This window comes from Streptomyces sp. NPDC029169 (assembly GCF_055563935.1).
In genome coordinates this window covers 217,159-242,369 of the sequence record NZ_JBVHXA010000005.1, presented here as the reverse complement: position 1 = coordinate 242,369, position 25,211 = coordinate 217,159, and the positions used below count along the sequence as shown (strand labels likewise).

The window sequence follows — 25,211 nt, the reverse complement described above, 5'->3', positions numbered from 1 at the left end:
CTCATCGTGTCGGTGGGGAGGCCCGGGGCCGGACGGATCCGGCCCCGGGAGGTGACCAGCCGGGTCAGTGGGTCAGTGGGTCAGTGGCGGACGACGGGCCAGTCGATGTCGGTGTCGGCCGTCTTGTTGAGGTAGTTGGTGAAGACGTTGAGGGCGACGTTGGCCACGACCTCGGCGATGTCGCCGTCGCTCAGGCCGGCCTCACGGGCGGTCTTGAGGTCGGAGTCCTCCACCCCGCCCTTGGCGCGGACGACGGCCGTGGCGAAGGCGAGGACCGCTTCGGCCTTCGCGTCGGAGGCGTGACCGGCGCGGGCGCGGTCGGCCTCGTCGGCGTCGAGCCCGGCGATGTTGGTGGCGATGTAGGTGTGCGCGGAGAGGCAGTAGTCGCAGCCGTTCTCCTGGGCGACGAGCAGCGCGATCCGCTCCCGCACCGGGGCGGAGAGGCTGCCGCCGCTCAGCGCGCCGGAGAAGTCCAGGTAGGCCTTGAGCACGGCCGGGCTGTTGACCATCGCCTTGGTCATGTTCGGGGTGACACCCAGCGCCTTCTGGACACCGGCCAGCAGGTCGGCGGCGGCACCGGTCGCGTTCTCGGGCTGGATCAGGGGCAGACGGGACATGATCGGTTCTCTCCTTCGTAAGGTGCCCGGGGCGGGCTTTCCTGATGGGACCGATCTTGGGAGTGGTGGTTGATAGGTTCTCCATGCCTTCTCCATGGGCCCCTCTGGAGGCCTTGGAGGAAGGGCGGGGACGGCTGTCGGGGCGGGGGGCTTGCATGGGTGTGCGGTACACGATTCTCGGGCCGGTGGAGGTGTCGGCCGCGGGTGTGCCGGTGTCCCGGGTCGAGCCCCGGCACCGCGCCGTACTCGCCTACCTGCTTCTGCACGCCGGCACCGTCATCGGAACCGAACGGCTGATCGGCGCGATGTGGGGGCCGTCCGCGCCGGACTCCGCCCGGGCGCAGATCCATGCCTCGATCGCGATGATCCGCCGGGTCCTGCGCGAGGCGGGCGCCGGCGACACGCTGCTGACCCGCTCGGGCGGATACGTGATCCGGGCCGAGCCCGGGCAGCTCGACCTCGCGGAGTTCACCCGCCTGTCCTCGGCCGCCGACGCGGACGGGCTGCGCGCCGCGCTCGGGCTGTGGCGGGGGCAGGCGCTCGCCGACGTGAACGGCGACTACGTCGCCGGGGCCCGCGAGCGGCTGGAGGAGCGGCGTCTGACGGTCGCCGAGAGGCTGGCCGACCTCGACCTTGCGGCGGGCCGTCACCACGAGCTCGTCGACGAGCTTGCCGCGCGCGTCGCGACTCACCCTCTGCGGGAGCGCGCCAACGTCCAACTGATGCTCGCGCTGCACCGCTCGGCACGGCAGACGGAGGCGCTCGGCGCCGCCCGCGCGTTCCGTACGCTCCTGGCCGACCAGCAGGGACTCGACCCGGGCCGGGCGTTCACCGCGCTGGAGACCGGCATCCTGCGCGACGACCCCGCGCTCGCCCTCGCCGACTCCGTACCGGTCCCGGCCGAACCGCAGCCGGGACCGCCTCCCGCGCCGCGAGGCGTGTCGTTCCTGCCGTTCGACCTACCGGACTTCGCCGGGCGCGCCGACGAACTGGAACGGCTCGTCACCGGGCACCCGGACGACGGCGGAACAGTGACGATCTCCGCGATCAGCGGCATGGCCGGGATCGGCAAGACCGCGCTCGCCGTGCACGTCGCCCACCGGCTGGCCGGCCAATACCCCGACGGCCGGCTGTTCGTCGACCTCCACGCACACACCGCGGGACAGGAACCGCTGACCGCCGAGGCCGCACTGGAGGTCCTGCTGCGCCAGCTCGGCGTACCCGCCGAACGCATCCCGGCCTCGCTGGCGGACCGGTCGGCGCTGTGGCGGGCTGAACTGGCCGGCCGGAGGGTCCTGATCGTCCTCGACAACGCGGCCGCCGCGGCACAGGTCCGGCCCCTGCTGCCCAGTCCGTCGAGCAGCCTTGTCCTCATCACCAGCAGGCGACGGCTCGTCGACCTGGACGGCGCGCGGGCCCTGTCCATGGACGTGCCGCCCGTCGAGGACGCCCTCGCCCTGTTCCGCGCGATCGTGGGCGACCGGGCCGTCACGGAGCCCGACGCCGTCCTGGCCGTCGTACGGCTCTGTGGCCTGCTGCCGCTCGCGGTACGGATCGCCGGGGCCCGCCTGCACCACCGGCCACGCTGGACCGTCGCCTACCTCGCCGACCGCCTCGCGGACGCGTCACGGCGGCTGACCGAACTGGCCACCGCCGACCGGGGCGTCGCCGCCGCCTTCACGCTCTCGTACGAGCAACTCGACCCGGCACAGCGGCGGATGTTCCGTCTCCTGGCCCTGCACCCCGGCACCGACCTCGACGCCTACGCCGCCGCAGCGCTCGCCGACCTGCCCCTGGACCGGGCCGAGACCCTCCTGGAGGACCTGCTGGACGCGCACGTCCTGGCCCAGCACGTCCCCGGCCGCTACACCTTCCACGACCTGCTGCGCGAGCACGCCCGCACGACGGCGGAGGCGGAGGAGCCCGAGGAGTCGCGGCGCGGGGCCTTCACCCGGCTCCTCGACCACCTCCTCCACAGCACGTGCGCGGCGATGGACGTGCTCTTCCCCGAGGGCCGGTGGCGGCGGCCCCAGGTGTCCCCGCCCGGTACCCCGGCGGTGCCGCTCAAAACGACCGCCCACGCCACCGCGTGGCTGGCGGCCGAACGGTCCAATCTCGTCGCCGCCGGCGTCCACGCCGCCGAGTGTGGCGGATCCGCGTACACCAGCGGCCTGGCCCTCGCGCTGTACCACTACCTCGACGTGTCGGCCCATCACCAGGACGCCAGAACCCTGCACTCGCACGCCGTCCAGGCGTGCCGGAGCGCCGGAGACACGTCCGGCGAGGCGCGGGCACTCACCGACCTCGGACGGCTGAACTCGCACCAGGGCCGTCACGCCGAGGCGCTCGACGCCTTCGACCGAGCCCTCCGCCTCTATCGCGAGGCCGGCGAACGGGCCGGTGAGGCACGGGTGCTGAACCACCTCGGCGACCTCCACCGCAGACAGGGCCGGTCCCCGCAGGCCGACCACCACTACCGAAGAGCGCTCCCCCTCTTCCGCGAGGCCGGTGACAAGGTCGGCGAGGCCGCGAGCCTCGCCAGAATCGGACTGATCCTCGAACAGAAAGCCCACTACGAGGAGTCCCTCGACCACCTCCGCCGCGCCCTCGACCTCTACCGCGCCGTCGGCCACCACCTGGGCGAGGCCACGACCCTGGACTACCTCGGGGTGGTGCACCGCCGGCTCGGCCGCCCCGGCCAAGCCCTCGACCATCACCGCCAGGCCCTGCGGGTCCACCGCGAACACCACCAGCAGGGCTACGACTTCGAGACTCACAACGGCCTCGGCGAGGCCGCACAGGCCCTCGGCGAACCCGCCCTCGCCCTCGACTCCCACACGACGGCCCTCACCCTCGCCACCGACGCCGGCAACCGGCCCGAACAAGCCCGCGCCACCCACGGCCTCGCCCGCGCCCACCACGACCTCGGCGATCCCGACAAGGCCCGCTCCTACGCACGTCAGGCCCTCGACCAGTACGCCGACCTCGGCATGGAGGCCGCGAGCGAGCTCCACGAACTCCACGAGGTCCTGGACGCCCCGGCGTAGACCACCTACCCGAGCGATCCGATTTTTCAGGGTGCGTGGTGAGGAGACGTGGAGAGGTGCTGTTCCGCCGCTGTGACGGCGTCGTGCACCGTGCGTCGGGCCATGAGTACACACAGGGTGTACGCGATGTCGTCCATGGCCGCGTGTGCGGTCGCGTCTCCCGGAGCCCGGTGGAGTCGTGCCTGGCACTCGCGGAAGCGGTTCAGCACGGCCGCTGTACTGCCTCGTCCTGGGATGAGTCCGTGCAACATGCCGGCCGCGGGAGCGCGGGCTGCTTCGATGGCGACGCGGAGTCCCCGGTCGATGCCGCTCGGCAGCGGTAGACCGCGTGAGCGATCGACGATGGCCCGGGCCATCAAGGGCACGGTGACACCGCCTCTGTGCGCGGCGGCGGCCAGGATCTCGCGGGCGGTGGGGGCGGTGCAGGGCGTCCTGGCCATCAGGATGCCGATCGCCGTGGCCTGGGTGGCCGGTCCGACGATGTGGGGTCCGTGGGTGTTCTCGTCTGCGGGGCTCGGAGTCCGGTCGGGCGCAGCAGGTCTGGACGTTTCTGCTTCGGGGGGAGGCATCATCGCCATCTGGTGTCCCTTCGTCTCAGGGCCGGCACAGGTGCGGCGGCAACGCGAGCACGAGAGGTATGCCCAGTTTCAGGGACGGACACCAGCCCCGCCACCGGGGCGCTCACGGTGACGACGGACGACCGAAGAGCACGTCGTACCCAGGGGGGAGCTGCATCAGGATGCGGTGCGTGAGCTCACTGCCGGCGGCGTCCGCAACCGTACTGAGCACGGCGCCGATGTCCCACTGGGCGGTCTCGTCCGTGGCGCCCTCGATCCATGCGGCGGTGGCGCGCACGAAACGATCGGGAGGCAGCGGTTCGGCGGCCTGGAGCGGGTTGAGCAGGATCAACGCGTACAGCTCGGGGAGGCGGGCGGCGAGTTCGGCGCGTTCGTTGCCGACCAGATGGGCGCCGAGGAGCGCCAGGACGACACGGGCGGCGCGGTCGGCCTCGTGGTCGGCGTCGTACTCCCCGCGTTCCCGGACTTCCTTGAGGAACACGTCCGTGAGCATCGCTTCATCCCCTTGTGAGGGGCGGAGGACGGGGTGCGGGAGGGGGAGGGGAGCCGTTCCCTCGTCCTCCGCCTCGACGTGATGCCCGGTGAGCGGGCATCCGGCCGCATGGCCTCACCTGACTCCCTTCTAGCACGTCATCCATATGACGACAAGGTCAGTCGGAGTCACGTGCGATGTCCAGGGCGAGTGCCTGCAGGATCGCGTCCGTGGGCGCTTCGGGCTCGGTCCGGTCGTATGCGTCAGCGACCGTCTCGAAGGCCAGCACGAAGCCGTTGATCAAGGCGCTCAGCGGGTCGGAGAGCTGGCCGAGTACGGCCATACCGACCTCCGCCGGGTCGTCGGTGTCGGGGACGACGAACTGCGTGGGAATGACCTCGCCGAGCAGGTCGGAGACGTAATCCGCTCCGACGCCACCCCGCAGTGCCGTGAGGGCCGCGATGGCCTTGAGCTGGATCTCGTTCTCGGTCATGGGTCGAGCGTAGGAGGAAACGGCTCGCGCATGCGGAGGGCGTTCCGCCACAGCCGCACCGAGAGGGCGTTCCGCCACAGCCGCACCGAGGTGACGACCTGAGGATGCCGTCACCTCCGCCGCATCGTCGGGCGATCAGCATCAGATCGCTCCATCGGTCACTAAGAGTGACGCCGGCGCCGTTCTCGCGACTACTCGACGACGAGCTCGACCTGGATGTTGCCGCGGGTCGCCTTGGAGTACGGGCAGAACGCGTGGGTCTTCTCGAGGAGTTCGCGGCCCGGCTCGCCCTGGAGGTGGTCGGGGAACTCGGCGCGCATGACGACCGCGAGGCCGAAGCCGCCGTCCGTCTCGTCCTTGCCGATGGAGACCTCGGCGGTGATCGAGGCGTCCGCGATGTCGATCTTCTCCTGGCGTGCCACGACGCCCATCGCGCTGGCGAAGCAGGCCGCGTAGCCGGCGGCGAAGAGCTGCTCCGGGTTGGTGCCCTGGCCGTTGCCGCCGAGGGCCTGGGGGTGGGCGAGCGGGAGGTCGATGTGGCCGTCGGAGCTGACGGCGCGGCCTTCGCGGCCGTTGGCGGTGGCGACGGCGGTGTAGATCGCGTTCATGGGTCCTCGTTTCCGTGCTTCTCGGTCGGGGTCTGAGGTAGACAGTAGCGTGCAATTCAGTTGTGCACAACTGAATGGCTCGCGATGAGGTGTCCCGTACCCTGGAGGCATGGAGACGCTCGACACCGTCCGCGACGAAGACTTCCTCCGGCTCGACCACCAGATCTGCTTCTCACTGCACGCCGCCACCCGCGCCTTCAACGGCGTCTACCGCGCCGCGCTCAAGGAGCTCGGGCTCACCTACCCTCAGTACCTGGTCATGCTGGTGCTCTGGGAGCACGGCGAGCTGCCGGTGAAGGGGATCGGGGAGCGGCTGCGCCTTGACTCGGGCACGCTGTCCCCGCTGCTCAAGCGACTGGAAGCGGCCGGATACGTCGAGCGGCGGCGCAGCCCCGAGGACGAGCGGTCCGTGACCGCGCGCCCCACCGAGGCCGGGATCGCGCTGCGCGAGAAGGCCCTCGGGGTGCCGAAGCGGATCGCCGCCGCGACCGGCCTCGACCTGGAGGAGATCCGCGGCCTGCGCACCCAGCTCAACGCCCTGGCCGCCCGCCTCGACGCCGCCGACCCGGAGGCCCTGGGGGCGCTGGGCGCCCTCAGCTAGTCACCGGGTGGGCACCCGGCCAGTCACCCGGCTAGTCACCCGGGAAAAAATGTAAGGCCCCTTCCTGGACACCATCCCTATACTCCGATCATGTCCTCCCTCACCATCCGGCGCGCCACCGCCGACGACTCACGGCGGCTCACCCGCCTCGTCCGGAAGTCGCGCGCCTACCGCGGGGACTACGCCGCCATGGTCGACGGGTACACGGTCGGAGCGGCGTACATCGAGCACCACGCCGTATTCGTCGCCGTCGACGAGCGGGACCGCGTGCTCGGGTTCTACGCCCTCCTCCTCGACGAGGCCGAGCTCGACCTCGCCTTCGTCGCCGACGAGGCCCAGGGGCGCGGCATCGGGCGGCTCCTGATGGAGCACATGGTCGGGCAGGCCCGTGCCGCCGGGCTCACGTCCATACGAGTCGTCGCGCATCCGCCCTCCGAGGAGTTCTATCTGCGGGCAGGTGCCCGCCGGACCGGGACCGTCAAGGCCACCGGGCGGATCCACTGGGACCGGCCCGAGCTCCGGTTCGACGTCGCATGAGCGACACCCAACAGGCCGACCGCCGCCGCGTCTTCGCCGACCTCACCCCGCTGCGTACCTCCGCCCATTACCGCCGCCTCTGGTTCGGCAACACCGTCTCCTGGGTCGGCCAGGGCATGACCGCGCTCGCGATCTCGCTCCAGGTGTACGAGATCACCCGCTCGCCGTTCTCCGTCGGGCTCGTCGGGCTGTTCTCGCTCGTGCCGCTGATCGTCTTCGGTCTTTACGGCGGCGCCATCGCCGACACCGTCGACCGCCGCAAGCTCGGGCTCGCCAGCGCCACCGGCTCCGCCGTGCTCTCCGCCGCCCTCGCCACGGCCGCGTTCGCCGGCTTCCACCGGGTCTGGTTCCTGTACGCGATCGTGGCCCTGCAGTCGGTCTGCGCCGCGCTCAGTTCGCCCGCCCGCAGCTCGATGATTCCGCGCCTGCTGCCGCCCGAGCAGTTGCGCGCCGCCAACGCGCTCAACTCGATGGTCATGACCTTCGGGACGCTCGTCGGGCCGAGCCTCGGCGGCCTCATCGTCGGCGTCGGCGGCTTCCAGATCGCGTACCTCATCGACGCCGTCGCCTTCTCCGCCGCGCTGTACGCGATGTGGCGGCTGCCCTCCATGCTCCCCGAGCGAACCGGCGGCCGGACCGGCACCAAGCGGGCCTCCGTCCTCGACGGGCTCCGCTTCCTCGCCACCCGCCCCAACCTGCGCATGACGTTCTTCTCGGACTTCTGCGCGATGATCCTCGCCCACCCCCGCGCGCTGTTCCCCGTCGTCGCCGTCCTCTGGTACGACGGCGACGCCACCACCACCGGACTGCTCGCGGCCGCCCCCGCGGCCGGAGCGCTGCTCGGCGGAGTCCTCAGCGGCTGGCAGGGGCGCATCCGGCACCACGGGCAGGCGATCCTGGTCGCCGTCGCCTGTTGGGGCACCGCGATCGCCGTCTTCGGGCTCACCCGGAACCTCTGGCTCGGGCTGCTCCTGCTCGCCCTCGCGGGCTACTCCGACACCGTCTCGATGATCTTCCGCAACACGATGATGCAGGTCGCGGCGCCGGACGAGATGCGCGGCCGGCTCCAGGGCGTCTTCATCGTGGTCGTCGCGGGCGGGCCGCGCCTCGGCGACTTCCTCGCCGGCGCGGTCGCCGATCTGACCTCCCCGGCCGTCGCCATCACCGGCGGTGGTATCGCCTGTGTTCTGGCAATTGGCGTCCTTGCCCTCTACGGGCGGGGTTTCCGACGGTACGACTCCCTCAACCCCTCTGCCTGAACTGGCGGTTGGCCGCCACGGCACATAGCCGCCTGTCCGTTCCGTATTCAACTGCCTCCGTCAGGAACAGACTCCTCGCGGCGCCCGGAACCACCCTTCCCCCGGGCGCCGAGGAGTGCGTCGATGATCAGACCTTCCGCAGGAGGAAGGGCCGGGCTGCTCGCCGCCGGCATCTCCCTGGTGCTGCTCTCGGCAGGGCAGACCGCCGCTGCCGGGGGGACCACCGACCCCGCCGTACCCGACACCTTCACGGGCGCCGCGGCGCAGAGCACCACCGTCACCCTCATCACGGGAGACCGCGTCACCGTCACCGAACTGGGCGGCGGCAAGAAGGCCATCACCGTCGACCGGGCCAAGGGCGCCACCGGAGCCGTACGCAGCGAGATATCGGACGGCCGGGTCACCGTCGTCCCCGACGAGGCCCGTCCCTACCTGGACTCGGGGGCCCTGGACAAGCGGCTCTTCGACGTCAGCGGCCTCGTCGAGCAGGGCATCACCGACGAGCTGCCGCTGATCGTCACGTACGGCAGGGGCGCGCGCGCCGCCGCGCCGCGCGGCACCGAGACCGTCCGCGCGCTGCCCAGCATCGGCGGTGCGGCGGTGGAGGCGACGGACCCGGCCGCGTTCTGGCGGTCGTTCACGTCGCCCACCGCCCGCTCGGCGGGCGGCAAGGTCTGGCTCGACGGCCGCGTCGAGGCCACGATGGCCCAGTCGAACGCTCAGATCGGCACCCCGAAGGCGTGGGAGGCCGGGCTCACCGGCAAGGGTGTCAAGGTCGCCGTCCTCGACACCGGGGCCGACCTGGCCCATCCCGACCTCGTCGGCCGGGTCACCGAGTCCCGGTCCTTCATCGAGGGGCAGGAGGTCGCCGACCGCAACGGCCACGGCACGCACGTCGCCTCCACCGTCGGCGGCAGCGGCGCCGGTTCCGAGGGCGCCGCGGAGAAGGGCGTCGCGCCCGGCGCGACCCTCGCCGTCGGCAAGGTCCTCAGCGACGAGGGCTCCGGCAGCGAGTCCGAGATCATCGCCGGCATGGAGTGGGCCGCCAAGGACATCGACGCGAAGATCGTCTCGATGAGCCTCGGTTCGCGCGAGCCGAGCGACGGCACCGACCCCATGGCCCAGGCCGTGAACAGCCTCAGCGCCGAGACCGGCGCGCTGTTCGTCATCGCCGCCGGCAACAGCGGCGCCCCCGGCTCCATCGGCTCGCCCGGCGCCGCGGACTCCGCGCTGACCATCGGCGCCGTGGACTCCGCCGACCAGGCCGCGTACTTCACCAGCCAGGGTCCGCGCTTCGGCGACCAGGCACTCAAGCCCGACCTCTCCGCGCCCGGCGTCGACATCCTCGCCGCCCGCTCCCAACTGGTCCCCGGCACCGGCCTCTACACCTCGATGAGCGGTACGTCGATGGCGACCCCGCACGTCGCCGGTGTCGCCGCGCTCCTCGCCGAGAAGCACCCCGACTGGACCGGCGCGCAGCTGAAGGACGCGCTGATGTCCTCGTCGAAGACGCTCACCGACTCGGCGTACGCGCTCGGCGCCGGCCGGATCGACGTGGCCGCCGCGATCAACGGGGACGTCACCGCCACCGGCTCCGCCGACCTGGGCTTCTTCTCCTGGCCGTACGAGGCGAACAAGCCGGTCACCAGGACCGTCACGTACACCAACCACTCCGACGCGGCAGTGGAGTTGAACCTCGCCGTCGAGGGCATGCCCGCGGGCGTCGCCGCCCTCGCCGACACCACCCTCACGGTCCCGGCCCGCTCCAGCGCGAGCACCACGGTCACCGGCGACGGCACGAAGGCCTCCGTCGGCAACTCCTGCGGACGGATCACCGCCTCCGCCGCCGGCATGCCCGTCGCGCACACCGCGCTCGGTCTGGTCAAGGAGGAGGAGCGCTATAACCTCACCGTCCGCGTCAAGGACCGTGACGGCGCCCCGACTTCGGCCCTCCTGGGCGTCCAGCGGCTCGCCGAGGGCTACGACCCGTTCCCAGCGACCGTCGGCGAGTCCGGCACGCTCGAACTGCGCCTGCCGCCCGGCACGTACACCGTCTCGTCCTTCCTCGACGTGCGCGGCTCCAAGGGCAAGGACTCCCTCGGCCTCGGCTTCCTCACCGACCCGGAGATCGTCCTCGACCGCGACCGTGAGATAACCCTCGACGGGCGGCAGTTGAAGGAGATCAGGGCCGAGGTCGAGAAGCGGACCGAGACCCGCCAGCTCGTGATGGAGTTCGACCGGGAGGCGAACGGGGCCTCCTACGGCGGCGCCGTCCAGCTGCCCGTGAGGTACGACTCGGTCTTCGCCGCGCCCACCCGCAAGCCCGCCACCGGCACCTTCGAGTACCGCACGGTCTGGCGGCTCGGCACGCCGCGCCTGGAGGCGGTGACCGGTGGCGTGGGGCTCTCTGACGTCGTCCAGCAGCCCGGCACGGCCACCCGGGAAGGCCGGTCGCGACTCGGAGTCGTCGACGCGGGAACCGGAACCGCCGCCGAGTACGCGGGCAAGGACGTGAAGGGGAAGGCTGTCCTGGTCCGTGCCGGGGCGCTGACGCCCGTCGCCGTCGCGCAGATCGCCCAGGACGCGGGCGCCGCCCTCCTGTTCGTCACCGACGACGCCCCCGGCCGGCTGAACGCCTGGTTCGGCACCGCCGACTACCAGGACAGGCCGCTGACCGTGGCCACCGTCAACTCCGCCGACGGCGCCCGGCTGGCCTCGGCCGCCGCGCGCGGCGACCGCGTGGACGTGACCGGCACGCCGTACCCGCCGTACGTCTACGACCTCTCCGAGGGGCACCCGGGCGCGATCCCGTCCGACCTGGTCTTCCGGCCCGACGAGGACGAACTCGCCACCGTACGCTCCACGTTCCACATGCCCACCGGGCGCGAGGAGCTCGGCGGCGAGTTCCGCTACTCGATCACCGACACGTTCCCGGTCGGCTTCGGCTTCAAGGAGTACATCGCCTTCCCGGCCGAGCGGACCGAGTACGTCTCCACCGGCCCCGGGCAGGGCTGGCACGAGTCCGTCGACCTCGAGGACTCCCTCGAACAGCGCGGCGGGATCGTCTCCTACCGGGCGGACAGCTCGACGCACCGCGAGTGGTTCAAGCCGGTCTGGCACCCGTGGCTCGGCACCGGGCTCGGCTGGGGCCAGGAGCGTTCCGGAAACCAGGCGCGCTTCAACACCCCGGGCTGGGGCGACTCCGGACCCGACCACACCGGCTTCGGCAACGTGTGGAGCGACGACTCGATGACCCAGTTCACCGAGGTGTGGGTGAACGGGACGCGGGTCGACCGCAGGATGAGCTCCGGTGCCTACGCCTGGGAAGCCCCGGCGGAGGAGGCCGAGTTCAAGGTCGTCACCGACACCACGCTGGACCCGGCGCGCTGGCGGCTGTCGACGAGGGGTCACGCCGAGTGGACCTTCCGCTCGAAGGAGACCCCGTCCGACCGCTCCACCTTCCTCCCGCTGATCAACCTCGGGTTCGACGTCGACACCGACATCAAGGGCGATGTGCGCGGCGGCAGCCGGGTGCCCGTCGGGATCTCGGCGGAGTACGTGAAGGGCGCGGCCGGCACCGGCACGATCGGCGGCGGCGCGCTGGAGGTCTCGTACGACGACGGCGCGACCTGGCAGAGCGTTGCCCTGCGCCCCTCCTCGCGCGGGGCGTCCTGGACGGGGGAGCTGCGGGTGCCGGACGGCGCGCGGTACGTCTCCTTCCGGGCGGGGGCGTCCGACGACCGTGGTGGCGCGGTCGAGCAGGAGATCATCCGGGCGGTGGGGGTGAGGTAGCGCGGCAGCCTGACGGCCGACGGGCGTCCCGGCGCATGCCCCAGGACGCCCGCCCGACCTCCGGGGGCGCCCCCTCGGATGGACGATCCCATGCCCCGAACGCCCGTCAGCGTTTGCCGCTGTCCTATGCCCCGGCGAGGCTCCGAGGTGAGCAACCCCGCTCGTCAGGAGGTTTTCATGCGCAAGACCATCGCAACCCTCGCCCTGGCCGCCGCGGCCGTCCTCGCCGGTTCCGGTACGGCCTTCGCCCACGGCGGTCCGGACTTCGGCGACGACAACTCCAGCTACTTCGTGGAGCACGGCCCCGTGGACATCACGTTCGTCGTCTGCGGCGACTTCAGCGACTGCCAGGGCGACTGAATCGTTTCCTGAGCCACCATGGAGCCCCCTCACTCCGAGGGGGCTTCGTGCTACCGCCCGACGATCCCTCGTACGATGCCCAGCTCCACCAGGTCCTGAGGGCGCAGCCGGAGCTGGTCGGCGGTGACCGGGGCCTGGTCGGGGGACCTCTTGAGGATCGCCGAGGCGAGCTCCGGGGCGATGACGGAGAAGTAACCGTCAGGCGTGGCCCAGGTGTTGTCCCGCGCGGCCAGCGCAAGCGCCCCGCCCGAACCGCCCTCGCCGACGAGGAGCGAGGTCACCGGGACCCGCGCCTCGGCCACGGCGACGAACGCGTCGGCGATCGCCGGGCCCGCCCCGGCCCGCTCGGCCTCGGCGTCGTTGGCGGCGCCGGGCGTGTCGATGAGGGTGAGCACGGGGATCCCGAGCCGGTCGGCGAGCCGGACCAGACGGGCCACGGTCCGGAATCCCGCGGGGCGGGTCGCCGAGCCGTCCTGCGCGGCGTACGCGACCGTCCGCCCCTCATACAGCCCGAACCCGCACTCCACCCCGCCGTCCACCCCACCCGCCCGGTCCCCACGGATCGCGGCCCGCACGCTGAAGTAGGCGTCCAGATAGGCCCCGGCCCGGGGCCGCCCCTCAGCCCGCGCCCGCCCGACGGCCTCCCACCCGGTCCCGGGCGGCGTGGCTTCCGCGAGAGCGCGGGGCGGGGGAGCGGGAGTCTCACGAGACGGGATGCTGGACGGGGTACCGGACGGGTCGCCGCCCGTCAGGAGTCGTAGCCACAGGCCCAGCGTCGTCCGTAGGGCGGCAGGGGTGACGAGGGCGTCCACGTGGCCGTGCTGCCACTGGCCCTCCGCCGTGTACGCGGTCGGGTCGGCGTCCGGCGGGCGGACCCGTGAGCCGGCGAAGGCCACCTGGGCGGAGGGGAGGGCGAGGACCACGTCCGCGCCCGCGCCGACCGTCGCCCAGCCGCCGCCGGTGGACGGGTCGCGCAGGACCGTGACATGGGGGACGCCGGCCCTCCGCAGCCGTACGGTCGCCTCGGCCACGCGCTGGAGCTGGGCGAGGGCGATCATGCCCTCCTGCATCCGGCTGCCGCCCGTCGCCACGAGCGACACCAGCGGGACCCGGTCGGCGATGGCGGTGCCGTACGCCGCGACGAGCCGGTCGCCGGCCGCCCGCCCGAGCGAGCCCCCGAGGAAGCCGAACTCGAAGGCGACCAGGACGACTCGGCGACCCCCGATCGTGGCCCTGCCGTGCAGGACGGACTCCTCCTCGCCGGTCTTCTCGGCGGCACGCGCGCGTGCCGCGTCGTATCCGGCCCAGCCGATCGGACCGTCCGGGACCGGTGACGCCCGCGGGGGTTCCGCCGACGGGACGAAGTCGTCGGTGACCAGCGCGATGACCTCGCGGGCCGTGAGGCGGTCAGTCATGGAGAGCCTCCGGGAGGGCCTTCTTCAGGAGCTTGCCCATGTCGTTGCGGGGCAGCGCGCGCAGGAAGTGGACCGTGCGCGGGCGCTTGTGCGGGGCGAGGAGCGCGGCGACATGGTCGGCCAGCTCCCCGGCCGCCGGCGGGCGCTCCGCGTCCACCGGCACCACCCAGGCCACGATCCGCTCCCCCAGGTCGGGGTCCGGCTCCCCGGTCACCGCGGCCTCCCGCACCGCCGGGTGGTCCAGGAGCGCGTTCTCTATCTCGCCCGCGCCGATCTTGTACCCGCCGCTCTTGATCAGGTCCGTGGCCTTCCGGCCCACGATCCGTACGTACCCGTCGGGTTCACGGACCGCCATGTCGCCGGTGCGGAACCAGCCCCCGTCGAAGGCGGCCTCCGTGGCGTCCGGCCGGTTCAGATACGCGGTGAAGAGATTCGGGCCCCGGACCTGGATCTCGCCGACGCTCTCCCCGTCGTACGCCCCGAGCTCCGTGCCGTCCTCCTCCACCAGCCGCAGCTCCACTCCGCGGAGGGGGAGCCCGACGGACCCCGGGCGGGGCTCGGAGCCCACGGGGACGGACGCGGGGGTCTGGGGGTTCACCCCCAGAGAGCACAGCATGAGTGTCTCGGTCATGCCGTACCGCTCGATCACCGTCCGGCCCGTCGCCGCCGTGATCCGCTCGTGGTCGTGGACCGGCAGCGCCGCCGAGCCCGAGACCAGCAGCCGCGCTCCGGCCAGCGCCCGTACCAGCGCCGGATCGCCGGCCAGCGCGTCCGCGATCCGGTGGTACATCGTCGGTACGCCGAACAGCATCGTGCCGCCGCCCGCGCCCAGCTCCCGGGCCACGCCCTCGACGGAGAACGAACCGAGGTGCCGAACCGATCCGCCGCGCCGCAGCGGCCCGAGGACGCCCAGTATCAGCCCGTGCACGTGGAAGAGCGGCAGCGCGTGCACGAGGACGTCGTCCGCGGTCCACGCCCAGGCCTCCTCCAGTGCGTCGAGGGAGGCGGCGATCGCAGGGTGGGAGAGGACGACACCCTTCGGCGGGCCGGTGGTGCCGGAGGTGTAGACGATCAGCGCGGCGGACTCGGGGTCGTCCGGCCCGTCGGCGGAAGCGACGGCCGGCCCCCGATCCCGTACGTCCACGTCGATCCGTGGCAGTTCCGCGAGCCCCACCGGCAGTACGTCGTCCGCTCCCGCAAGTACCGCCCCCGGGGCGCTGTCCCCGAGGATGTGCGCCAACTCCCGTTCGCCCGTACGCGGGTTGAGCGGAATCGCCGGCACGCCGGCGAGCAGCGCGGCCACCACCGCGACCGCCGTCCGGGCGGTCGGCGTGGCCCAGACGGCGACCCGGCCCGCGCCCACGATCCGCACCGCCAAGGCCCCGGCCGCCCTGCCCAGTTCGTCGTAGGTCAGCGTCTCGGCGCCGAAGCGCAGTGCGGGCCGGTCCGAGCGGGCCTTCAGGGCCGGGAACAGCGCGTTCACGGGTCGTCCTCCTCGCGTAGCGGGATGCCGAGGGCATTCTCCCCGCCCGTCAGGGGCGGCGCGCTGCGACCTTGCTCACCTCCCGGACCGGGTCGTCCTCCCCGGTGGGCCGGAGGGTCCGCATCCGCCCGTACGCGTACACGCAGCCCGCGAGCGCCAGATCGGACAGGAGCATGAAGCGATGCCGGTGACACTGCCGACCTGCGGCTGCGGAGTGACCTGGGAGACCAGCGCGAAGACCGAGCCGCTCGCGGTGCCAAGGCCGGCGGCCATGCAGAGCAGGACGATCGTGCCGCCCGGGTTCAGCGGCGGGTCGAAGGCCTGCACGACGGCGAGGAGCGCGACGAAGCCGAGCGCGGCGGCGGTGACGAGAGCCGGATGGACCCGGTCCGAGAGCCGGCCGCCGATCGGCCGGAAGACGACGGTGACGAGGGCGAAACCGGAGGCCGATCAGGGCCCACGCCCAGAAGGTGAGCGCGAACCCGATCGTGGCCATGACGAGGTTCCGGTAGGCGGCACCGGAGGGCTTCTCGAGGGTGTCCACCCGACCAGTCAAGGTCGCGGCGCAGGGCGGGGCGCGCGGGATTGGGCCGTACGGGGCCTCAGGGCCTACGGCCACGTCACCGTCGTCGGCGGTCGGCCGTCGTCCGCCACCACCAGGTGCGGGCCCTCGGGCGTGACCGCCACCTCGACCGTGATCGCGGTGACGCCCGGCCGGCGGTGGGCCGCCGCCAGCGCCCCGCGCAGCGCGGCGAGCAGCCGCTCGGCGTCGGCCTCCGTGATCAGGGTGTCGACCGCGCCCGAGAAGTGCACCGAGGGCTGGAAGCCGAGCAGCACCGATGCGCCGCCCGTCTCGCGCAGCACGCGCCCGCGGAACGTCGTCGGCGCGTCCGTGGGCGGCTGCTGGAGGGCGAAGATGGTCGTCCGTACCTCCTGGATGGTGGAGTCCAGCTCGTCCACCGCCCGCCCGAGCAGCGCGTTCTCGTCGGTCGACTCCGCGGCCCGCCGCCGGGTCGACTCCAGCATCATCTCGGTCGCGAAGAGCCGCTGGACCACGAGATCGTGCAGGTCGCGGGCGATCCGGTCGCGGTCCTCGTACACGGCCAGCTGTTCCCTGTTGTGCTGCGCGTCCGCGAGGACCAGCGCGAGCGCCGCCTGGGAGGCGAACTGCGAGGCGAGCAGCCGCTCCACCGCCGTGTACGGCCGTCCGCCGCGCCGCCGGGGGAGGGCGAGCGTGCCGATGAGCCGGCCGCCGCTCTGCAGCGGCAACATCATCGAGGGCCCGAACCGCGACCGTACATGCGTCGTCATCCGCGGATCGGTCGCCGAGTCCTCGATGAACACCGGCTCCCCGCCGAGCAGTTGCTCCAGGACCGGCGAGCCCGGCGTGATCGTCGTCCCCACCAGGTCACCCGGGTCGTCCACCGTCGAGGCCGCCACGATCTCCATCCCGCCCTCCTCGGTGGGCTGCAGGACGACCCCGGCCGAGGCGTCGGCGAGCAGCCGCGCCCGCTCGGCGACCGTCGTCAGCGCGTCCGCCGCGGCCTCCCCGGCGAGCAGGGCCGTCGTCACCGCCGCCGCGCCGTCGATCCAGCGCTCGCGCTGCCGGACGGTCTCGTACAGCCGGGCGTTGCCGATCGCGATCCCGGCCTGCGAGGCGAGCACCCGCAGCATGGCCAGGTCCTCCTCGGTGAACGGGCCGCCGCCGCGCTTCTCGGTGAGATAGAGGTTGCCGAAGACCTCGGTGTGGACGCGGATCGGGACACCGAGGAAGGAGTGCATCTCCGGATGGCCCTCGGGCACTCCGGAGGAGCGCGGATCGGCCGTCAGATCGTCGAGCCGCAGCGGCTGCGGATCCCGGAGGAGGACGCCGAGGACGCCGCTGCGCCCGTCCGGCAGCCGGGGGATCCGCTGCCGCTCGGCCTCCGTCATCCCGGCCGTGAACAGCTCGGTGAGCCGCCCGCGCTCGGGGTCGACGACCCCGAGCGCTCCGTAGCGCGCCCCGATCAGTTCGGTCGCGGAGTCCACGAGATGCTGGAGCGTGGCCCGCAGTTCGAGTTCGGTGCCGACACTCAGGACCGCCTGGAGCAGCATCGGCAGACGGGGCGCCGGTTCGTCGTCCTGGCCGACGGTCACTCCGTGTGGGTCAGGGGGTCGAGGACCATCGGCTGGATCTTGCCCTCCAGCATCGCGCCGAGCCCGAGGATCGCGCACACGTCGGGCCGTTCGGCGATGTGCACGGGCATCCCGGTCGCCTCGCGCAGCATCTGGTCGAGCCCGGGGAGCAGGGCGCTGCCGCCGACCATCATGACGCCGCGCTCGGCGAGGTCGGCCACGAGGTCGGGCGGGCAGTCGCGCAGGATCTTGCCGATGCCGTCGAGGACGGCGGTCAGCGGGGTGTGGATCGCCTCCCGTACGGCGGCGGTGTCGACGGTCACCGAGCGGGCGAGGCCCGTGGCCACGTCCCGGCCGTGGATCTCGGTGGAGGACGGGCCCTGGAGGGTCAGGCCGTTGCCGCTGAGGGCGAGTTGGAGCGGCCGGACGGACTGGCTGGGCAGCATCAGCTCGTGCTGGTGGCGCAGGTGCTGGATGACCGCGTGGTCGATCGCGTCACCGCCCACCGGGATCCGCTCGGCGGTCACGATCGAACCCAGCGAGAGCACGGCGACCTGGGTGGTCGCCGCCCCGCAGACCATGATCATCGTCGCGGTGGGCTGTTCGACGGGGAGTCCGCAGCCCACGGCGGCCGCGATCAGGGTGTCGACCAGCTCGACCCGCCGGGCGCCGAGACCGACGAGGGTCTCCACGGCGGCGCGCTGGGCGAGCGGGTCGCTGTCGTGCGGGGTGCTGGCGGCGGCGCGCAGCCGGGGCTTGCGGCGCAGCTGACGGCGGAGCTTCTCGCCGAGGAGGTGACGGAGCATCCGCTGCGCCATCTCGATGTCGACGACGGTGCCGCCGGAGACGGGCCGGACGACCCGGATGTAGTCGGGGGTGCGGCCGGTCATCTTCTCGGCCAGCGCGCCGACGGCGATCAGCGCGCCGGTACGGGTGTTCACGGCGGCGACACTGGGCTCGTCGACGACGAGTCCGGCGCCCTTGACGAAGACCCGGGTCCGGGCGGCCCCCAGGTCGACGGCGACATGGCAACGGCGCAGCTGCTCAAGGCTGACGGTCACGGCAGATCCTCCGGAGTGCGGTGCTGGCACGGAGCGAAGTGTGGTGTGTTCGGTGTTGCGGCGTTCTGTTCGCATCGTGCGACCGGCTCCGGCGCAGCGCGCGCTGGGCTGCGCCGCCCGGGGGTGCGGTACGCCTGACGGCGGGTCAGCGGGGGCGGCGGGGGTCGGCGAGGACGGCAGGTTCAGCGGGGTCCGCGGGTTCAGCCGACCCAGCCGGGTCAGCTGGTCAGCGTGGGCGGCGGGTTCCAGCAATGGGGCGGCCGGGGCGGGGTTCGGTGGAGGTAGCGGGGGTGGCGGGGTTCGGCGGGGGGCAGCGGGGTTCGGCGCGGGTCGGCCGGCGCGGCATGATGACGGGCCCGGGCGTCGGCGCGATGCGCCGTCACCTCAGAGCAGGCGTTGCAGGAGGCCCCAGGTGAACTCGGCGGCGCGCGGGGTGCCGTCGGGGAGGGTGAAGTCCAGGCGCAGCCGCGTCGGGGCGCTGCCGTCGCGGGCCCGGGCCGGCGGGAAGGCGTTGCCGACCTCGGCGAGGGTGCAGCTCCAGGGCCGCAGATCGGCCTCGGTACGCAGGTCGGGGACGGGGGAGCCGGGGGCGCGGACAAGCCCGCAGCCCCAGACCGCCGCGCCGCGGCCCGCCGCGGCCCCCGCGATCACCTGCCAGCGCAGCTCGGGCCAGGGCGGAAGCTCCCACTCCAGGAGCTCGGCGTCGAGCTCGGGGACGGGGCGGCGCGCGAGGGGCTCACCCAGGACGGAGCGGTAACGGGCCAGTTCACCGGGGCCCCGGCGCGCATGGGCCCACGCCTGCCAGCGGCGGTTCGCCTCCCGCGATTCGGCGTGGCTCGCTCCGAGCCGTCGTAGCGCGTCCTCCACCAGGTCCGGCTGGTGGTCGGCCATACGGCGCAGCAGGACGAGCTGGAACTCACGTGGCCCGAAAGGCTCGGACGGTGTCATGAGCCCATCCTGCCCGAAGCGGGAGAATCACGACGCCACGCCGTCGACCAGGGGTTTCCTCACAGGATCCTCACCTTCCCGCCTACCTCCTGTGGCCTGCCGACACATACTCTGCGGCAGCCATGGACTACTGCCACCAGTGCCGACGGCACCTCAACGGCGCTCTTGCCTGTGCCGGATGCGGGACCCCCGTCGAGGAGCTGCGGTACGAGACCCCTCAGCCGGCCGCGCGTGCGGTCGCGGCCGAGCGTGTCCAGTACGCGGAGTACGCCGAGCGGGGCGGATACGCCCAGCCAGGTGGGCCTGTGGGGTACGTCCAGCCAGGTGGGCCTGTGGAGTATGTCCAGCCAGGTGGGCCTGTGGGGTATGTCCAGCCCGGTGAGCCTGCTGACTACGTCCAGCCCGGTGAGCCTGCCGAGTACCTCCAGCCCGGTGAGCACCGTGAGCCTGCCGAGTCCGGTGAGCGTGGGGAGCACGTCTACGAACTGGACCCGCTCGAACCGCCCCGCGGCGCCGCTCCGGGCGGTCGTGCCGCGCGCCGTGGCCCGGCCTCGGCGAGGGCGGGTGGCCGCCGGAGCCGCCGGGCGCGCAGCCGCAAGGGGCGCAACGTCCTGGTGGGCACGCTGGGCCTGGTCATCGCGGCCGGCTCGCTGAGCCTGGCGAAGGTGGCCCTGGAGCCCCCGGAGGAGGGCGGCGCCGCCACCGCCGTACAGGAGGAGGAGGTCGTCGAGACCTCGCTGCCGCCCGTGCCTTCGGAGAGCGCCCCGCCGTCGGGCGGGCCGAGTCCGGCCGAGGTGACGAAGTCCGCCACCCCGAAGGACACGGGCACGCCCGCGCTCGGCCACACGGGCATACCGGGCCAGGGGTCCGGCGGGCCGGCCTCCGGGGGCGGGAACGGCTCGGGGAGCGGGGGCGGGGGCCCACAGGGCTCGGACGGCGGTCAGGGCGACCCGTCGAGCGCTCCGCCGACGGGCTCCCCGTCCGCGTCGCAGTCCGGCCCCACACCGACCGCCTCGGGCAGCGGCAGCCCGACGGCGCCGCCGCCGGGCGGCTCGCCGACGCCCCCGGCGCCCACGCCGAGCCCCGAGCCGAGCTGCTTCCTCTTCTTCTGCTGGTAGTTCTGCTGGTAGGCGGACGAGCCGGCCGCTACGGCGCGTCCTCGCCCAGCATCCGCTTCAGCAGATCCCGCAGCAGCGTCCGCTCGACCTCCGTGAGCTGCCCGAGCGGCTCGCGCGCGAAGTCCAGCGACTCCCGCAGCCGGCGCGCGGTGTCCAGCCCCTCCGGCGTGGGCGCGGCCAGCTTGACGCGGCGGTCGGCCGGGTCGGGGCGCCGCTCCACCAGGCCGCGCGATTCGAGGCGGTCGACGATCCCCGTGACGTTCGACGGCTCGCAGTGCAGCTTCTGGGCGATCTTCCGCATCGGGACCGGCTCCAGGGAGAGAAGTCCGAGGACCCGCGCCTGGGCGCCGGTGAGCGTGTGATCGGCGGCCGCCTGCTCGTACTCCTGGTGGTACCGCGACACGACCGCGCCGATCAGCTCGACGACTTCGAGGGTCAGTGGGTCTGTGCGTGAGGTGGCCATGGGATCCATCGTACCCAGATACTTGACAACATGAAATATCCAGGGGCATGGTTGTTTCAGATGCTGAAGTAGTTTCTTCGTTCCAGGAGGCAGAGCCGATGTCCGTACTTCCCGCGTCCAGCCGTGAGTGGCACCTCGTCGCCCGCCCGCACGGCTGGCCCACCCCCGCGGACTTCGCGCTCCGTGAGACCCCGGTCGCCGAGCCCGCCGAGGGCCGGATCCTGGTCAAGAACCTGCACTTCTCCGTCGACCCGTACATGCGGGGCCGGATGAACGACGTGAAGTCCTACATACCGCCGTTCAAGCTGGACCAGCCCATGGACGGCGGCGCGGTCGGCGAGGTCGTCGCGTCGAACGCGGAGGGCTTCGCCGTCGGCGACCACGTCCTGCACGGCCTCGGCTGGCGCGAGTACGCCGACGTGCCCGCCCAGCACGCCACCAAGGTCGACCCGGACCTGGCCCCCCTCTCCAGCTACCTCGGCGTGCTCGGCATGACGGGCCTGACCGCCTACGCCGGTCTCTTCGAGGTGGCCTCCTTCAAGGAGGGCGACGCCGTCTTCGTCTCCGGCGCGGCCGGTGCCGTCGGCAGCCAGGTCGGCCAGATGGCGAAGCTCAGGGGCGCCTCCCGGGTCATCGGCTCGGCCGGCTCCGACGAGAAGGTCAAGCTGCTCGTCGAGGAGTACGGCTTCGACGCCGCCTTCAACTACAAGAACGGCCCGGTCAAGGACCAGCTGCGCGAGGCCGCCCCGGACGGCATCGACGTGTACTTCGACAATGTCGGCGGCGACCACCTCGAAGCCGCGATCTCCTCGCTCAACGTGCACGGCCGCGCCACCATCTGCGGCATGATCGCGCAGTACAACGACACCGAGCCGGTGCCCGGACCGCGCAACATGGCCATGATCATCGGCAAGCGGCTGCGCCTCCAGGGCGTCCTCGTCGGCGACCACTACGGCCTGCAGGAGCAGTTCGTCCAGGAGGTCGGCGGCTGGCTGCGCTCCGGCGAGCTGAAGTACGGCGAGACCGTCGTCGAGGGCATCGAGAACGGCGTGGAGGCCTTCCTCGGCCTGCTCCGCGGCGAGAACACCGGAAAGATGATCGTTTCAACGACCCGCTAGTCTTCCCTCAGCCGTCGCGATCGTGGGCGCGAGTCGCGGCGAACGAGGAAGAGGAAGACCCAGATGTCCATCCAGCACTCCGACGTCCTGTACACGGCCATCGCCACCGCTGAGAACGGTCGCGACGGCCGGGTCGCGACCGACGACGGTCAGCTCGATGTCGTCGTGAACCCGCCGAAGGCCATGGGTGGCTCCGGTGCGGGCACCAACCCCGAGCAGCTCTTCGCCGCCGGCTACAGCGCCTGCTTCCAGGGTGCGCTGGGCGTCGTCGCCCGCAACGAGAACGCCGACGTCTCGGGCTCGACGGTCACCGCCGAGGTCGGCATCGGCAAGAACGACGACGGCTTCGGCATCATCGTCAAGATCTCGGCGACCATTCCGAACGTGGACGCCGAGACCGCGAAGAGCCTGATCGAGAAGGCCCACCAGGTCTGCCCGTACTCCAAGGCGACCCGCGGGAACATCACGGTGGAGCTCGCCGTCTGAGTTACGCATACGATGAAGAGGGCCGCACCCCGACCGACCGGGGTGCGGCTCTCTGCGTCCGGACCGGTTCGGCCGCCCGATAGGGTGATCGACATGCGTGATTTCGGGGCTGGGTTCGGTTATCTGGTGCAGGGGCAGAAGTGGGTCGGCCGGCACGGCCGGTGGTTCGGCTTCGGACTGCTGCCGGGGCTCGTCACCCTCGTCCTGTACGTGGGCGCGCTCATCGGTCTCGGGTACGGCGCCGACGACCTGGCCGCCTGGGCGACGCCCTTCGCCGACGACTGGACCTCCCCCTGGCAGGGCCTCTTCCGCGGCTTCCTCACCGGCCTCGTCATCGCCTTCGGGCTCTTCCTCGCGGTCATCACCTTCACCGCCGTGACCCTGCTCGTCGGCCAGCCGTTCTACGAGTCGCTCTCCGAGCAGGTCGACCGCACCGAGGGCGGCGACGTCCCCGAGTCCGGCCTGCCGCTCTGGCGCGAGCTGTGGATCTCGGCACGCGACAGCCTGCGCGTCCTGGTGCGGGTCGCCCTGTACGGCGTCCTGCTCTTCGCCTGCGGCTTCATCCCCGTCGTCGGCCAGACGGTCGTCCCGGTCGTCGGCTTCTGCGTCTCCGGCTTCTTCCTCGCCGAGGAGCTGACGGCCGTCGCCCTCCAGCGCCGCCGCGTCGAACTGAAGGACCGCCTCACCCTGCTGCGCGGCCGCCGCATGCTCGCCCTGGGCTTCGGCGTCCCGCTGACCCTCTCCTTCCTGATCCCCTTCGTGGCCGTCTTCCTCATGCCGGGTGCCGTCGCCGGCGCGACCCTGATGGTCCGCGACCTGACGGGCGAGACGAACACGGACGACGAGGAGCTTGAGCCCGCACCGGCAGGCGCCCCTGACCTGCGGAAGCACCAGGGCGCCTAGCCGGTCGCTCAGCCCACCTCGGCCAGGGCGAAGCCCTCGCGGTCGGGGCCCGCGTCGGCGATCCGTTCGCCGGTCGGGGACCAGGTGCCCGCCGCGCCGGCCGCGACACCGTCCTCGCTGGCGCCGAGGGCGTTGCTCAGCACCACGTACAGGCCGAAGTCCCGGGCCCGCGCCGGGTAGACCTTCTCGAACGAGTCGTTGTCGGCGGAGAGCACCGAACTCGCCAGATAGACCGTGCAGCCGTCGGCCGCGGCCCGCTCGGCGAGTTCCGGGAAGCGGTTGTCGTAGCAGGTCGCCGTCGCGAAGCGCACACCGTCGAGCTCGAACCGCCCGTCGGCGGCGCCCGGTTCGAAGACCTCCAGCTCGATCCCGTACAGATGCTGCTTGTCGTAGCGGGTGAGCAGCGAGCCGTCCGGGCCGATCACCAGCGAGGTGACGCCGGGCCGCCCGTGCGCGGTGCGCACCGGGCCGTTGACGACGGCCGCGGCCGAGACCGCCCGGCAGGCCTCCCGTACGGGTTCGAGCCGGGGATCGTCCTCGGTGAGGTGCAGCGCGGGGGTGGCGCCGATGAGGCTCGGCTCGTAGCCGGTGAGGGAGAGCTCGGGGAAGACCACCAGGCGGGCCCCCTCGGCCCCGGCGGCGCGGATCAGCTCGGCGATGGTGCGGACGTTGGCGGCGATGTCCCCGGCGGCCGGGGCGAACTGCGTGGCGGCGACGATCATGGCCGTCATCCTCCCGCGTTCCCTTGTAAGGAGCAATAGACGGCCGGGGGTATTAGCCCCCCGCTCGGGAGGTCCACGGCCGGGCGAGCTCCTCCGCCGTCTCGCGCAGCAGCCCCAGGAACGCCGTCGCCGCCACCGTGGGAGCGGGCGGGACCGCCGCGCAGATCCGCCGGTACGGGACGTCGTCCGGGTGGATCGTCACCAGCGCCACGTCCGGCCGCACGGACGCCGCGGCCAGCGCCGGCACGAGCGTGACGCCGAGCCCGGCCGCGACCGCGCCCAGCTTGGCGATCCAGTCGGACGCGATCAGGCCCGTGCGCGGGCGGAGCCCGGCGGCGACGGCGGGGCGGAACAGGGTGTCCTCCAGGCGCTCGTCGCCGACGATCCACTCCTCGTCGGCGAGTGCGGCGAGCCGCACGTCCCGCCGCCCCGCGTACGGATGCCCGCGCTCGAGCGCCACCAGCATCGGCTCGTCGAGCAGCGGATGCAGCGTCACCCCGTCCGCCCCCGAGGCGCCGACCGCCGGAGCGACCACCGCGAGATCCTCCTCGCCGGCCACGATCAGGCCCAGATGCTTGACCGAAGGGCCCTCGGTGCGGGTGACGGCCACGCCCGGGTGCCGCTCGCGGAAGACCGCCTGCGCCCGCGGTACGAGCGCCGCCGTGGCGCTGGAGAACGCGCCGAGCCGCAGCAGACCGCCGTCCAGGGTGCGCAGCGCGTCCAGCTCGGTACGGGCCAGGGCGAGCCGGTCCCGTACCGCCTCCGCGTGCGGCAGCAGCACCCGCCCGGCGTCGGTGAGCCGCACCCCGCGCGGCAGCCGTTCGAAGAGCGCCGCCCCGATCTCGTCCTCCAGGGACTGGACTTGGCGGGAGACGGCGGACTGGGTGTAGCCGAGCGCGCGGGCGGCGGCGGTGAAGGAGCCGTCCCGGGCGACGGCGAGGAAGACCTCGTACAAGCCATGAGTGTGAGGCATGGATGCCATGCTAGGCATTCGCTTGTCGCATGGTCGTGCCGC

General features: G+C 72.7%; 23 protein-coding genes and 1 pseudogene. 10 read left to right on the top strand and 14 right to left on the bottom strand.

Annotated elements, in window-relative coordinates; translation table 11 throughout:
• Positions 1 to 80: 80 nt before the first annotated feature.
• Positions 81 to 617: a carboxymuconolactone decarboxylase family protein gene (locus ACZ4VI_RS12435; protein WP_467999142.1), complete on the bottom strand. Its 537-nt coding sequence runs from the start codon at positions 615 to 617 to the stop codon at positions 81 to 83.
• A 155-nt stretch (positions 618 to 772) separates the two neighbouring features.
• Here ACZ4VI_RS12435 and ACZ4VI_RS12430 point away from each other — a divergent pair, with 155 nt between their 5' ends.
• Positions 773 to 3,664: an AfsR/SARP family transcriptional regulator gene (locus ACZ4VI_RS12430; RefSeq protein WP_467999141.1), complete on the top strand. Its 2,892-nt coding sequence runs from the start codon at positions 773 to 775 to the stop codon at positions 3,662 to 3,664.
• Positions 3,665 to 3,690: 26 nt separating this feature from the next.
• Here the strand turns inward: ACZ4VI_RS12430 and ACZ4VI_RS12425 are convergent, their stop codons facing one another.
• The 4 genes from ACZ4VI_RS12425 to ACZ4VI_RS12410 form a co-directional block, all read right to left on the bottom strand.
• Positions 3,691 to 4,104, bottom strand: a complete 414-nt coding sequence (locus ACZ4VI_RS12425) for a DUF5133 domain-containing protein (protein WP_467999140.1) — start codon at positions 4,102 to 4,104, stop codon at positions 3,691 to 3,693.
• Positions 4,105 to 4,345: 241 nt separating this feature from the next.
• On the bottom strand, positions 4,346 to 4,735 hold the full coding sequence (locus ACZ4VI_RS12420; protein WP_467999139.1) for a DUF2267 domain-containing protein: 390 nt from the start codon (positions 4,733 to 4,735) through the stop codon (positions 4,346 to 4,348).
• 157 nt (positions 4,736 to 4,892) lie between these two features.
• Positions 4,893 to 5,207 carry a hypothetical protein gene (locus tag ACZ4VI_RS12415; protein WP_467999138.1) on the bottom strand — a complete coding sequence of 105 codons (315 nt, stop codon included), beginning with the start codon at positions 5,205 to 5,207 and terminating at the stop codon, positions 4,893 to 4,895.
• 191 nt (positions 5,208 to 5,398) lie between these two features.
• Positions 5,399 to 5,815, bottom strand: a complete 417-nt coding sequence (locus ACZ4VI_RS12410; RefSeq protein WP_467999137.1) for an organic hydroperoxide resistance protein — start codon at positions 5,813 to 5,815, stop codon at positions 5,399 to 5,401.
• Between the two features lie 109 nt (positions 5,816 to 5,924).
• Between ACZ4VI_RS12410 and ACZ4VI_RS12405 the strand changes: the two genes are divergently transcribed.
• The 5 genes from ACZ4VI_RS12405 (at position 5,925) to ACZ4VI_RS12385 (ending at position 12,364) form a co-directional block, all read left to right on the top strand.
• Positions 5,925 to 6,416 carry a MarR family winged helix-turn-helix transcriptional regulator gene (locus ACZ4VI_RS12405; RefSeq protein WP_467999136.1) on the top strand — a complete coding sequence of 164 codons (492 nt, stop codon included), beginning with the start codon at positions 5,925 to 5,927 and terminating at the stop codon, positions 6,414 to 6,416.
• 90 nt (positions 6,417 to 6,506) lie between these two features.
• Positions 6,507 to 6,953, top strand: coding sequence for a GNAT family N-acetyltransferase (locus tag ACZ4VI_RS12400; RefSeq protein ID WP_467999135.1), 447 nt, complete (start codon positions 6,507 to 6,509; stop codon positions 6,951 to 6,953).
• On the top strand, positions 6,950 to 8,212 hold the full coding sequence (locus ACZ4VI_RS12395) for an MFS transporter (protein WP_467999134.1): 1,263 nt from the start codon (positions 6,950 to 6,952) through the stop codon (positions 8,210 to 8,212). Before ACZ4VI_RS12400 ends, ACZ4VI_RS12395 begins: the two co-directional genes overlap by 4 nt.
• A 123-nt stretch (positions 8,213 to 8,335) precedes the next feature.
• Entirely contained in the window at positions 8,336 to 12,004 is a 3,669-nt protein-coding gene (locus ACZ4VI_RS12390) for a S8 family serine peptidase (RefSeq protein WP_467999133.1), read from the top strand.
• Between the two features lie 177 nt (positions 12,005 to 12,181).
• Complete coding sequence (locus ACZ4VI_RS12385) at positions 12,182 to 12,364, top strand: hypothetical protein (protein WP_467999132.1); 183 nt, start codon at positions 12,182 to 12,184, stop codon at positions 12,362 to 12,364.
• Between the two features lie 50 nt (positions 12,365 to 12,414).
• Here ACZ4VI_RS12385 and ACZ4VI_RS12380 read toward each other — a convergent pair whose 3' ends face one another.
• From ACZ4VI_RS12380 to ACZ4VI_RS12355, 6 genes and pseudogenes are all read right to left on the bottom strand, one after another.
• Positions 12,415 to 13,779 (bottom strand): carboxyl transferase domain-containing protein, encoded by a 1,365-nt coding sequence (locus ACZ4VI_RS12380; protein ID WP_467999131.1) that lies wholly within the window; start codon positions 13,777 to 13,779, stop codon positions 12,415 to 12,417.
• Positions 13,772 to 15,262, bottom strand: a complete 1,491-nt coding sequence (locus ACZ4VI_RS12375) for an acyl-CoA synthetase (protein ID WP_467999130.1) — start codon at positions 15,260 to 15,262, stop codon at positions 13,772 to 13,774. The genes ACZ4VI_RS12380 and ACZ4VI_RS12375 overlap by 8 nt, the downstream gene beginning before the upstream one ends.
• 49 nt (positions 15,263 to 15,311) lie before the next feature.
• Positions 15,312 to 15,709: pseudogene (locus ACZ4VI_RS12370) on the bottom strand (MFS transporter); the annotation flags it as partial.
• A gap of 162 nt (positions 15,710 to 15,871) precedes the next feature.
• The gene (locus ACZ4VI_RS12365) at positions 15,872 to 17,356 is read right to left on the bottom strand and encodes a GAF domain-containing protein (RefSeq protein ID WP_467999314.1); all 1,485 of its coding nucleotides are present in this window, start codon (positions 17,354 to 17,356) and stop codon (positions 15,872 to 15,874) included.
• Between the two features lie 38 nt (positions 17,357 to 17,394).
• Positions 17,395 to 18,438, bottom strand: a complete 1,044-nt coding sequence (locus ACZ4VI_RS12360; RefSeq protein WP_467999129.1) for a rod shape-determining protein — start codon at positions 18,436 to 18,438, stop codon at positions 17,395 to 17,397.
• Between the two features lie 384 nt (positions 18,439 to 18,822).
• Positions 18,823 to 19,386 (bottom strand): hypothetical protein, encoded by a 564-nt coding sequence (locus tag ACZ4VI_RS12355; RefSeq protein WP_467999128.1) that lies wholly within the window; start codon positions 19,384 to 19,386, stop codon positions 18,823 to 18,825.
• Positions 19,387 to 19,508: 122 nt separating this feature from the next.
• On the opposite strand from ACZ4VI_RS12355, the gene ACZ4VI_RS12350 reads away from it, so the two are divergent.
• The gene (locus ACZ4VI_RS12350) at positions 19,509 to 20,504 is read left to right on the top strand and encodes an SCO2400 family protein (RefSeq protein WP_467999127.1); all 996 of its coding nucleotides are present in this window, start codon (positions 19,509 to 19,511) and stop codon (positions 20,502 to 20,504) included.
• Between the two features lie 28 nt (positions 20,505 to 20,532).
• Here ACZ4VI_RS12350 and ACZ4VI_RS12345 read toward each other — a convergent pair whose 3' ends face one another.
• Positions 20,533 to 20,967, bottom strand: a complete 435-nt coding sequence (locus ACZ4VI_RS12345; protein ID WP_467999126.1) for a MarR family winged helix-turn-helix transcriptional regulator — start codon at positions 20,965 to 20,967, stop codon at positions 20,533 to 20,535.
• A gap of 98 nt (positions 20,968 to 21,065) precedes the next feature.
• Here ACZ4VI_RS12345 and ACZ4VI_RS12340 point away from each other — a divergent pair, with 98 nt between their 5' ends.
• The 3 genes from ACZ4VI_RS12340 to ACZ4VI_RS12330 all read left to right on the top strand — a co-directional run bounded on the left by ACZ4VI_RS12340 (position 21,066) and on the right by ACZ4VI_RS12330 (position 23,474).
• The gene (locus tag ACZ4VI_RS12340; protein WP_467999125.1) at positions 21,066 to 22,085 is read left to right on the top strand and encodes an NADP-dependent oxidoreductase; all 1,020 of its coding nucleotides are present in this window, start codon (positions 21,066 to 21,068) and stop codon (positions 22,083 to 22,085) included.
• 63 nt (positions 22,086 to 22,148) lie between these two features.
• Complete coding sequence (locus ACZ4VI_RS12335; protein ID WP_467999124.1) at positions 22,149 to 22,571, top strand: organic hydroperoxide resistance protein; 423 nt, start codon at positions 22,149 to 22,151, stop codon at positions 22,569 to 22,571.
• 93 nt (positions 22,572 to 22,664) lie between these two features.
• Positions 22,665 to 23,474 carry an EI24 domain-containing protein gene (locus ACZ4VI_RS12330; RefSeq protein ID WP_467999123.1) on the top strand — a complete coding sequence of 270 codons (810 nt, stop codon included), beginning with the start codon at positions 22,665 to 22,667 and terminating at the stop codon, positions 23,472 to 23,474.
• An 8-nt stretch (positions 23,475 to 23,482) separates the two neighbouring features.
• On the opposite strand, the gene ACZ4VI_RS12325 is transcribed toward ACZ4VI_RS12330, so the two are convergent.
• Both ACZ4VI_RS12325 and ACZ4VI_RS12320 read right to left on the bottom strand, forming a co-directional pair.
• The gene (locus tag ACZ4VI_RS12325; protein WP_467999122.1) at positions 23,483 to 24,205 is read right to left on the bottom strand and encodes a carbon-nitrogen hydrolase family protein; all 723 of its coding nucleotides are present in this window, start codon (positions 24,203 to 24,205) and stop codon (positions 23,483 to 23,485) included.
• Positions 24,206 to 24,248: 43 nt separating this feature from the next.
• The gene (locus tag ACZ4VI_RS12320) at positions 24,249 to 25,169 is read right to left on the bottom strand and encodes a LysR family transcriptional regulator (protein WP_467999121.1); all 921 of its coding nucleotides are present in this window, start codon (positions 25,167 to 25,169) and stop codon (positions 24,249 to 24,251) included.
• Between the last annotated feature and the right edge of the window lie 42 nt (positions 25,170 to 25,211).